Here is a 9,042-nt window from a genome sequence, read left to right as displayed (position 1 = left end):
CGCATGACAGACAATAAACACGAAGCGGACGTGGCATTCATCAAGGCACTGGCTGAGTTGCTACGCGATAATGACCTGACTGAATTACAGGTCAAACGCGATTATGGCGACGAGGACAGCCTGAACGTCCGTGTCAGCCGCATGGGTCCGGCCGTGGCAGCGGCGCCTGTTCAGGTTGCCGTCCCCACCACTGCCCCGGCAACACCTTCCGCAGCCCCCGTCACAGCACCCGAAGCCCCTGCCGCCGCCGAGGACCCCGCCAGCCATCCCGGTGCCGTAACCTCGCCGATGGTGGGTACCGTCTATATGCAGGCCGAGCCCGGCGTCCCGGCGTTCATTACCGTCGGTGCCACTGTCAGCGAAGGCGATACATTGCTGATCGTCGAGGCGATGAAAACCATGAACCAGATCAGCGCGCCCAAAGCCGGAACCGTCAAACGGATCCTGGTCGAGGACGGTGCCGCCGTGGAGTTCGGAACACCTCTGGTCATCATCGAGTAAGGCGGTCCCATGTTCGACAAGATCCTGATTGCCAATCGCGGCGAGATCGCCCTGCGTGTAATCCGCGCGGCACAAGAGATGGGGATCGCCACGGTCGCCGTGCATTCCACCGCCGACAGCGATGCCATGCATGTGCGAATGGCCGACGAATCGGTCTGTATCGGCCCTCCGCCCAGCCCGCAGAGCTATCTCTCGGTGCCAGCCATCATATCGGCCTGCGAGATCACCGGCGCGCAGGCGATCCACCCCGGTTACGGATTCCTGTCCGAAAACGCAGCCTTCGTGCAGATCGTCGAGGATCACGACATCACCTTTATCGGCCCCACCGCCGAGCATATCCGCGTCATGGGTGACAAGATCACCGCCAAGGACACGATGAAGGACCTGGGCGTGCCTTGCGTGCCCGGCTCGGTTGGGGGCGTACCTGATCTGGAGACCGCTCAGAAGATCGGCGCCGAAATCGGTTATCCCGTCATCATCAAGGCCACCGCCGGTGGCGGCGGGCGCGGCATGAAGGTCGCGCAGACCGCCGAAGATATGGAAACCGCTTTCCGCACCGCGCGGGCCGAGGGCAAGGCCGCCTTCGGCAATGACGAGGTCTATATTGAGAAATACCTGACCACGCCGCGCCATATCGAAATCCAGGTCTTTGGCGATGGCAAGGGCAAGGCAGTGCATCTGGGCGAGCGCGATTGCTCGCTGCAGCGCCGTCACCAGAAAGTGTTCGAAGAGGCCCCCGGCCCCTGCATCACGCCTGAAGAACGCGCCAAGATCGGCAAGGTCTGCGCCGACGCGGTCGCCAAGATCAACTATATCGGCGCGGGTACGATCGAATTCCTCTACGAAAATGGCGAGTTCTATTTCATCGAAATGAACACCCGCCTGCAGGTGGAACACCCGGTGACCGAAGGCATTTTCGGCGTTGATCTAGTGCGCGAACAGATCCTCGTGGCGGCAGGCGAGCCGATGTCGTTCGAGCAGAAGGATTTGCGGATCAACGGCCACGCAATCGAGGTGCGCATCAACGCCGAGCGGCTGCCCAACTTCGCCCCTTGCCCCGGCAAGATTACTGCCTTTCACGCCCCAGGGGGCCTCGGCGTGCGGATGGATTCGGCGCTCTACAATGGCTATTCGATCCCGCCCTATTACGATTCTTTGATCGGCAAGCTGATCGTGCAGGGCCGCGACCGGCCCGAGGCTCTTGCTCGTCTGCAGCGCGCGTTAGGTGAGTTGATCGTGGACGGTATCGATACCACGGTGCCGCTGTTTGACGCGCTGCTGCAGGAACCCGACATTCATAGCGGCGACTACAACATCCACTGGCTTGAACATTGGCTTGAGACCAATCTGGGCGAGTGACCGGGACACCCGGTCATGACCCTATCGCCTGAACTGCTGCTGCACGGCTATTCCATCGGTATCTTTCCGATGGCCGAACACAGGGAAGATCCGGAAATTTTCTGGGTCGACCCGAAACTGCGCGGTGTCTTTCCGCTGGACGGTTTCCATATCTCGCGCTCGCTGGCACGCCGCCTGCGGCGACAGGATTATAAAATCACGATAAACCATGCCTTTGAGGCCGTATTGGACGGCTGCGCCGATCGCAACGAGACCTGGATAAATACCGAGCTTCGGTCCCACTACCTGACGCTGCATCAGCGCGGCAACGCCCACTCGCTCGAGGTCTGGGACGAACACCAGCTTATCGGGGGTGTTTATGGGGTGGTTCTGGGGGCAGCGTTTTTTGGGGAAAGCATGTTCTCGCGCCGCCGTGACGCGTCAAAACTCGCGCTGGCCTATCTGATCGATCGGCTGGTGCAGACCGGCTTTCACCTGTTCGACACGCAATTCCTGACACCGCACCTGGCTTCGTTGGGTGCGATCGAGATCCCGCGGGCAGATTATCATGCAATCCTGGCAAACGCTGTTTCGTCGCAGGCGGAGTTCTGCGATCCGCTCGAACAGACCCCTCAGGGCGTCATACAGCGGATCACCCAGACGTCGTAACGGGCATGATCCAGCGCGTTCAACGCCGGTGAGCTGGCGATCATCCAGCCATCGAACTGCGCCTCGGATTTGCCGGTTTCCCAGATGGTAAGATAGGCAAACGCATCGCCGGTCGGGTTTTCAACCGGAAACCGGCAATCCCCCAAGGCCACATCAAGACCGAATAACTGACCGGTCTCGCCATTGCGGATCTCGACATCGACGGTCTGTCCGTTCACCTTGTCCAGCCCGCGCAGCACCCCGCCGGTGCCCGAGGTGACGGCATCCTGTGCCATCGCGCCCTGCGTTAGCAGGCCCAGCGCAAGGGCCGTCGCGCGGATCACCCGCCGCTCCCGTCGCCGGCGACGAATTTGACCAGAAGCGAAATCAGGCTGACCGCACCCTGGGTATCCTCGATCTGATCGCCCGCCTCGAAATAGAAGAGCGAGCCGCCCGGCATGATCTCAACGAAATTGCCACCCAGCAGCCCCTCTGACGAAATCACCGCGGCGCTGTCATCAGGTACCTGGATCTTGTTGGCGACCGTGAAAGTGGTGTCGGCCCGATAGCTCTCGGGGTTCAGGTCCACACCGGTCACGGTGCCGATCTTGACACCCGCCAGACGCACATCGGTGCCCACCGTCACGCCCTCCAGCGACCGGAAGGACGCGCCAAGCTCATAGCCCGCGCTGGAATTCGACAGGCCCGTGGCCTGGGTGGCATAGACGCCAAACGCGATGGCGGCGGCCAGCACGGCGCCGCCGACCACGATCTCTGTGGTGTTGTGGGTACTCATGAAAAAATCCGCCTATTCGGGGGTCCAGGCCTCGTAATCGCGCCGCTCGACCGGGTCCGCCCGGCGCAGCGATCCCGCTGGCGCATAAGCCAGCGGCGTGCCGGTCAGGTTCTCCTGATGCGGCTTTTCCCATGCCTTGTGACTGAGGGGGTTATCGGTCGGTGGCTCATCCCAGGTGCGATGCAGCCAGCCATGCCAATTGGGATCGATCCGGCTGGCCTCGGCCTCGCCGCTGAAAATCACCCAGCGCTGGCTGTCATCGGCATTGTGATAGAACACGTTACCTTCGTCATCCTTACCCACTTTGATGCCCTTGCGCGACGTATAGATACGTGTGTTCAGGGTCGACCCGTTCCACCAGGTGACCGCGCTCAGCAGAGTGTTCAGGATTCCCATACGTGCCTCCGGCATTGCTGTCTCCGCAGATATGGACCAAAGGCGCTCTAAGGTCCAGTGGAACCGGGGTTATGCGCTTATTGCGGCAGCGCCGCAGTGACCTCGATCTCAATGCGGTCTTCTGGCGTTATCAGATTGCATTCGATGACCGTTGCCGCAGGCGGATTGTCACCAAAAGCCTCTACCAGCAGCGGCCAGCAGAGTTCAAACTCCTTCATGTCCGGCAGATAGTAGTTCACCCGGACCACATCGGCAAAACTCGCCCCGGCCTCGGCCAGTGCCTTTCCGATTGCGGTCAGAGAGGATTTACACTGGCCGGCTACATCTTTGGGCACGTCAGCGCCCTGGGCGCATGTTCCGGCGACAAAGACAAAGCCGTTTGCCACGACAGCGCGGCAGTAACCAACCTTTTTCTCGAACTCTCCACCCGAATGAATTCGTCTGATCATGTGACGCCTCCAGATAAAAAAACGGCGCGGTCAATGCCGCGCCGTGACTATCATACCATTATATTTTAACCCGCCGTCGCCGGTTCCTTGTCAGCATCGGCATAGATCATTAGCGGCTGCGCCTCCGAGGTCACCGCCTCTTCGTTGACCACAACCTTGGTCACTTGTTCCATCCCCGGCAGGTCGAACATGGTATCGAGCAGAATGTCCTCAAGGATCGAGCGCAGCCCACGCGCGCCTGTCTTGCGTTCGATGGCCCGCAGCGAGATGGCCTTGAGCGCATCGTCGGTGAAGTCCAACTCGGTATCTTCCAGCTCGAACAGGCGCTGATACTGCTTGACCAGCGCGTTCTTGGGCTGGGTCAGGATGGTCACCAGCGCGTCCTGATCCAGATCCTCCAGCGTCGCCAACACCGGCAGGCGTCCGACAAATTCAGGGATCAACCCGAATTTCAGCAGGTCTTCCGGCTCCAGTTCCTGGAAAATCTCGCCCACGCCTCGGTCATCATTGTCGCGCACATCGGCGCCAAATCCCATTGCCGAGCCCTTGCCGCGCTGTGCAATGATCTTGTCGAGACCGGCGAATGCCCCGCCGCAGATGAACAGGATATTGGTGGTGTCCACCTGCAGGAATTCCTGCTGCGGATGCTTGCGACCACCTTGCGGAGGCACACTGGCAACGGTGCCTTCCATCAGCTTCAGCAGTGCCTGCTGCACACCCTCGCCCGAAACGTCACGGGTGATCGAGGGGTTCTCCGACTTGCGTGTGATCTTGTCGACCTCGTCGATATAGACAATGCCACGCTGCGCGCGCTCGACATTGTACTCGCTGGCCTGCAACAGCTTGAGAATGATGTTCTCGACATCCTCGCCCACGTAACCGGCCTCGGTCAGCGTGGTGGCGTCGGCCATAGTAAAGGGCACATCCAGAATCCGCGCCAGCGTCTGCGCCAGCAGCGTCTTGCCGCAACCGGTGGGGCCGATCAGCAGGATGTTCGATTTGGCCAGTTCGATATCGCCGCCCGCCTTCTGGGCGTGGTTCAGACGTTTGTAGTGATTGTGCACCGCAACCGACAGAACCCGCTTGGCGGTGGCTTGGCCGATCACATAATCGTCAAGCACGCCGCAGATGTCTTTCGGTGTCGGCACACCGTCGCTGGATTTCAGACCACTGGCCTTGGTTTCCTCGCGGATGATGTCCATGCACAGCTCAACGCACTCATCGCAGATGAACACGGTCGGCCCCGCGATCAGCTTACGCACCTCGTGCTGGCTCTTGCCGCAGAAGCTGCAATAGAGCGTGTTCTTGCTGTCACCGCCTGAATTCGTCGCCATGCTTTACCTTTCGGGCTCCGTCATCGCCGCCACTTCCCGCAGCAGCTTAGGCCAGCGCACCGGCCTTCACAATCGCAATTTGCACCTGTTCACGGCCTTCAAATGCCGTGCACAGCCTTATGCCTCGTCGTCGCCAACCTTGGCCCGGCTGTCGACGATTTCGTCGATATGACCCCAATCCTTGGCCTCTTCCGGGCTCATGAAATTGTCACGGTCCAGCGCCTTTTCAACCACTTTCTTGGATTGGCCGGTGTGCTTGACATAAATCTCGTGCAGCCGGTCCTTCAACTTCTGGGTTTCGGCCGCGTGGATCATAATGTCACTGGCCTGACCCTGATACCCGCCCGAGGGCTGGTGCACCATGATCCGGCTGTTGGGCAGCGAGAACCGCATCCCCGTCTCACCGCCGACCAGCAGCAGCGACCCCATCGAGGCCGCCTGACCGATCACCAGCGTCGAACATTTCGGCCGAATATACTGCATCGTGTCATAGATCGACAGACCCGAGGTCACCACCCCGCCAGGCGAATTGATGTAGATCGAGATTTCCTTGTTCGGGTTCTCAGCCTCGAGATGCAGCAGTTGGGCGACCACCAGATGGCTCATCCCGTCATGGATCGGCCCGTTGATGAAGATGATCCGCTCCTTCAGAAGGCGCGAAAAGATGTCATAGGCCCGTTCGCCCCGGCTGGTCTGTTCAACGACCATGGGCACAAGGGTATTGGCGTAAGTATCAACGGGATCGAACATGGAAGACCTGCCTGCTCTTGAAGGGTGCGCCGGAATGATACCGGGGCCGGGTTACCCGAGTCTTAGTGTCGGTGCCGGGGGGCTGCAAGGGGTGGCGGCCCGATTGATGGCAGCTTGCAGCTCCTGCCCGGCGATCAGCTCTCGGAGTTGGTTTGGAACTGTATCGCAGGATGCCGGAATTGCTGGCCTTGTTGATCGGGGGCGGAGCGGCAATCTGCGTGGTCTTTGCGATGCTGATCATTCCGCCCGTCACTACACACCCGTTTCGGGATAGGCCCGAGCGATGGAAATTGGCACCGTCAGGTTCGCGAAAACCGCCATGCTCGGACGCGTGCTGGGCCTCGTTGAGCGCCTTGCATTGCAAGCTCGGAAGCGCTTAAAGATAGGGAAATCGAGCATAAATGGAGACGACGATGACCCGAGTATTGGTGATTGGACTGATGACTCTGACCTTGGCCGCCTGCGAAACCGCCAAAGGCGCAGGGCGCGATATTGAAAAGGCTGGTGATGCGATTACGAACACCGCTACCAATGTTCAGGAAAGCCTCTGACCGGGTCGTTCCGACTACAACATATAGCAGTGTTACCGCAAAAACTTCGTCACAAAAAGCGGGCGCACACAAGATATTGTTGATTTCCGCGCCCCGAACCGATATCTGACAGGTACAGGTGCATAGACGCGGTACGCATCAACTGACGACGGGGCTTGCTTGGATCACTCAGGCAGGCCCCGTTTCTTATTTTCGTTGAGGAATTAGAAAAGGCGCCAGGTGCTCAGACGCGGTCCTTGCATGCGCCCTTGCGGGCGCCCCTGACGCCTTACCGATCCATCGCAACCCAGAGGCCGCATCCGAACCAGTCACGACCGCCCCGAAGGGCTGCCGCTGCCGGACCCCGCCCGAAGGCTTTGCCCGACGCACACCGACCGTTTGAAAAGCGTGCCTTTCGCCTCAGATCCTAAGACCCTCTGCGATTGACTCGCCCCCGGTAAGCCGCTGACATTTCAGAGTAAAACCGAAGCCCTACCCTGACCCGCCATGACCCCCTGGCCGCTGCGCCCTGCTGTGTTCCCGAAGGTCCGCTGCAGTAAGGGAACATTGGCAAAACCCGCCAGATCGGGCAAGAAAATAGCACTGCAGCATGACATTTAGACGGGGATAACCTGTAGATATCCGCCGGGACAGACATGTGGAAAACTCCAAAAAATCGCACTGCGCAAATCACCTTGCGACGGGAAAACGGAAAACCGGCACCGGTCGGTGAAATTCAAGCGTTTTCTGCACCTGCAAAGGCCGTTCGAACCTTTTGTGCGCCGACTCAGTTGGCTGTGTTCCAATTCCTTCCCGGTTTCAGGACGGAGATTCGCGCCTTCCCATGTTGCGCGAGGCTTCGCCGCGAGCATTCGGCAAAAAGAAGATGGTGGGGCAGAGCCGGTCAAAAGCGGAGTACTCGCCGAATATCCGTTCCGAAGAATAGGAAAACGGGTATCGCGACGCTAACCCCCAAACTCGTTAATAAATCCGCCTTCCGGCTCCGCCCCGTCCCGGTTTGAACCGGGACCCTTTGGTGCTGCCCTAGCGGAGGCCCCAGTAAACATCCGGGTGAGACATCCCCGCCAGGGTCTTGAACATCAATTCACTCTTTCAAGGACCGTGCTGTAGGTGGTGCCGGCGCGCAAGCTGCGGAAATCGGCGTAGATCTTGCCATCCTCATAACGCGCGTCGATCAGGCCGTTCACCTCGCGATCAAGACCGGGCAGGCTCTCGACCATGGCGATGTTGCCCGATCCGTCCAGGCTGATCGTGCCGGTCATCTGAGCTTCGTTCCAGCGCTCCGAACTGGCGCGACTCCACTTGCTTGCGCCCCAGAACACGTTGTCCTGCTGCTCCTTGATCTCCAGCACCCATTCGGACTGGTTGAAGCGCGGCGCACCATCGCTGCGCTCGTTGGGCAGGGCCGCAACGGTGTGGCTTCCGCTCCAGGTACCGCGCAGGTCGGGGGTCTCGCTGGCGAAGGCGCTGGTGGCAAGAGCAAGCGTTCCGGCAAGGGCCGCCGCACCTATGGCTTTCATTCGTGTCATGGTTTCCTCCTTTTGATCGCTGTGTCGGTATTAAAGGTTGGGAGGGGTGGCGGTGTTTACAATCTGCGGATGTCTCTATGAACGGAACTTAACTCGGCTTTCATGTCGGGCGCGTCACGTCCAGGCCAGCGCCGCGCCCAGCAGAACAAACCCGATCCCGGCCACTTCGCGGGTTGAAAAGCTTTCCCCGAAATAAAGCAGCGAGGCCCCGGCGATCAGGATCACCTCGGCTGCCAGAATGCTGACATAGATCAGGCCCAGCCGTTCACTGCGCAGCGCCGTCATCTCAAGCGTCGCGCCCGCAAGGATCGCCGCAATGATCAGCAGGGCGATGCCCGGACCGGGTGCGGTCCACCACAGTTTCATGCCGATCATGGCAAGGGCATAGAGACCAGCCGAACCGAGGGCGATGACAGGGATCATGGACATCTCGGCACCTCGCTGGCTGTTTACGTTAGGTCAAACGTAGCAGAGGGGGCGGGGGTTGGCTGTGATGTGGGTCACAGCCTTGAGCGGGTTGTGCATAGGGGCGCTAACGGCTGGTCAGCAGAACTGAGGGCAGCGCCGACCCGTGGGGGGTGGGCCAGCGCGACCCCGGCGATGCCGCCGGGCAGAAGGGATGGTTGGGGTGGGCTTTGATGATGTGACCGCCCCCGGACGGCATGGAAGTTCCAAGGTGGGTCTGCAACAATCCACAAAGGAGAGCGGTCACATCATCAATGCCATTCGCTACCACTAACAAGATGTCTG

At 60.0% G+C, this 9,042-nt stretch carries 12 protein-coding genes; 4 read left to right on the top strand and 8 right to left on the bottom strand.

Annotation, left to right across the window (positions count from 1 at the left end):
• Positions 1 to 3 precede the first annotated feature (3 nt).
• The 3 genes from accB to aat are packed head-to-tail and all read left to right on the top strand — an operon-like array spanning position 4 to position 2,508.
• Positions 4 to 501, top strand: a complete 498-nt coding sequence (gene accB / locus AB1E33_RS22075) for an acetyl-CoA carboxylase biotin carboxyl carrier protein (RefSeq protein ID WP_372579402.1) — start codon at positions 4 to 6, stop codon at positions 499 to 501.
• A gap of 9 nt (positions 502 to 510) precedes the next feature.
• The gene (gene accC, locus AB1E33_RS22070; RefSeq protein ID WP_372579401.1) at positions 511 to 1,860 is read left to right on the top strand and encodes an acetyl-CoA carboxylase biotin carboxylase subunit; all 1,350 of its coding nucleotides are present in this window, start codon (positions 511 to 513) and stop codon (positions 1,858 to 1,860) included.
• Between the two features lie 15 nt (positions 1,861 to 1,875).
• A complete protein-coding gene (aat, locus tag AB1E33_RS22065; RefSeq protein ID WP_372579400.1) occupies positions 1,876 to 2,508 on the top strand; it encodes a leucyl/phenylalanyl-tRNA--protein transferase in 633 nt (210 codons plus the stop codon).
• Here the strand turns inward: aat and AB1E33_RS22060 are convergent.
• The 6 genes from AB1E33_RS22060 to AB1E33_RS22035 all read right to left on the bottom strand — a co-directional run bounded on the left by AB1E33_RS22060 (position 2,472) and on the right by AB1E33_RS22035 (position 6,212).
• The gene (locus tag AB1E33_RS22060; RefSeq protein WP_372579399.1) at positions 2,472 to 2,831 is read right to left on the bottom strand and encodes a DUF2155 domain-containing protein; all 360 of its coding nucleotides are present in this window, start codon (positions 2,829 to 2,831) and stop codon (positions 2,472 to 2,474) included. The genes aat and AB1E33_RS22060 overlap by 37 nt on opposite strands.
• Positions 2,828 to 3,283: an outer membrane lipid asymmetry maintenance protein MlaD gene (mlaD, locus tag AB1E33_RS22055; protein ID WP_372579398.1), complete on the bottom strand. Its 456-nt coding sequence runs from the start codon at positions 3,281 to 3,283 to the stop codon at positions 2,828 to 2,830. The genes AB1E33_RS22060 and mlaD overlap by 4 nt, the downstream gene beginning before the upstream one ends.
• Positions 3,284 to 3,295: 12 nt before the next feature.
• Positions 3,296 to 3,679 (bottom strand): NADH:ubiquinone oxidoreductase subunit NDUFA12, encoded by a 384-nt coding sequence (locus AB1E33_RS22050; RefSeq protein ID WP_372579430.1) that lies wholly within the window; start codon positions 3,677 to 3,679, stop codon positions 3,296 to 3,298.
• A 77-nt stretch (positions 3,680 to 3,756) separates the two neighbouring features.
• Entirely contained in the window at positions 3,757 to 4,128 is a 372-nt protein-coding gene (locus AB1E33_RS22045; protein ID WP_372579397.1) for a Rid family hydrolase, read from the bottom strand.
• A gap of 65 nt (positions 4,129 to 4,193) precedes the next feature.
• Positions 4,194 to 5,462 carry an ATP-dependent Clp protease ATP-binding subunit ClpX gene (clpX, locus tag AB1E33_RS22040; protein ID WP_372579396.1) on the bottom strand — a complete coding sequence of 423 codons (1,269 nt, stop codon included), beginning with the start codon at positions 5,460 to 5,462 and terminating at the stop codon, positions 4,194 to 4,196.
• Positions 5,463 to 5,579: 117 nt separating this feature from the next.
• Entirely contained in the window at positions 5,580 to 6,212 is a 633-nt protein-coding gene (locus AB1E33_RS22035) for an ATP-dependent Clp protease proteolytic subunit (protein WP_249708478.1), read from the bottom strand.
• A gap of 413 nt (positions 6,213 to 6,625) precedes the next feature.
• On the opposite strand from AB1E33_RS22035, the gene AB1E33_RS22030 reads away from it, so the two are divergent.
• Positions 6,626 to 6,763, top strand: a complete 138-nt coding sequence (locus tag AB1E33_RS22030) for an entericidin A/B family lipoprotein (RefSeq protein WP_372579395.1) — start codon at positions 6,626 to 6,628, stop codon at positions 6,761 to 6,763.
• A gap of 1,079 nt (positions 6,764 to 7,842) precedes the next feature.
• On the opposite strand, the gene AB1E33_RS22025 is transcribed toward AB1E33_RS22030, so the two are convergent.
• Together AB1E33_RS22025 and AB1E33_RS22020 are read right to left on the bottom strand one after the other, a co-directional pair.
• Positions 7,843 to 8,292, bottom strand: a complete 450-nt coding sequence (locus AB1E33_RS22025) for a hypothetical protein (protein WP_372579394.1) — start codon at positions 8,290 to 8,292, stop codon at positions 7,843 to 7,845.
• A 114-nt stretch (positions 8,293 to 8,406) separates the two neighbouring features.
• Positions 8,407 to 8,721 (bottom strand): hypothetical protein, encoded by a 315-nt coding sequence (locus AB1E33_RS22020; RefSeq protein WP_372579393.1) that lies wholly within the window; start codon positions 8,719 to 8,721, stop codon positions 8,407 to 8,409.
• Positions 8,722 to 9,042: the final 321 nt, after the last annotated feature.

The sequence above is a fragment of the Ruegeria hyattellae genome, assembly GCF_041537925.1.
Lineage (GTDB): Bacteria > Pseudomonadota > Alphaproteobacteria > Rhodobacterales > Rhodobacteraceae > Ruegeria_C.
The sequence above is the reverse complement of the archived record's forward strand: the minus strand, read 5'-3'. Positions and strand labels throughout refer to the sequence as shown.

What these genes read in the sequence shown, in the direction of transcription:
- accB (WP_372579402.1), top strand. Translation starts at nt 4, where the DNA reads ATGACAGACAATAAACACGAAGCGGACGTGGCATTCATCAAGGCACTG.
- accC (WP_372579401.1), top strand. Translation starts at nt 511, where the DNA reads ATGTTCGACAAGATCCTGATTGCCAATCGCGGCGAGATCGCCCTGCGT.
- aat (WP_372579400.1), top strand. Translation starts at nt 1,876, where the DNA reads ATGACCCTATCGCCTGAACTGCTGCTGCACGGCTATTCCATCGGTATC.
- mlaD (WP_372579398.1), bottom strand. Translation starts at nt 3,283, where the DNA reads ATGAGTACCCACAACACCACAGAGATCGTGGTCGGCGGCGCCGTGCTG.
- AB1E33_RS22050 (WP_372579430.1), bottom strand. Translation starts at nt 3,679, where the DNA reads ATGGGAATCCTGAACACTCTGCTGAGCGCGGTCACCTGGTGGAACGGG.
- AB1E33_RS22045 (WP_372579397.1), bottom strand. Translation starts at nt 4,128, where the DNA reads ATGATCAGACGAATTCATTCGGGTGGAGAGTTCGAGAAAAAGGTTGGT.
- clpX (WP_372579396.1), bottom strand. Translation starts at nt 5,462, where the DNA reads ATGGCGACGAATTCAGGCGGTGACAGCAAGAACACGCTCTATTGCAGC.
- AB1E33_RS22035 (WP_249708478.1), bottom strand. Translation starts at nt 6,212, where the DNA reads ATGTTCGATCCCGTTGATACTTACGCCAATACCCTTGTGCCCATGGTC.
- AB1E33_RS22030 (WP_372579395.1), top strand. Translation starts at nt 6,626, where the DNA reads ATGACCCGAGTATTGGTGATTGGACTGATGACTCTGACCTTGGCCGCC.
- AB1E33_RS22025 (WP_372579394.1), bottom strand. Translation starts at nt 8,292, where the DNA reads ATGACACGAATGAAAGCCATAGGTGCGGCGGCCCTTGCCGGAACGCTT.
- AB1E33_RS22020 (WP_372579393.1), bottom strand. Translation starts at nt 8,721, where the DNA reads ATGTCCATGATCCCTGTCATCGCCCTCGGTTCGGCTGGTCTCTATGCC.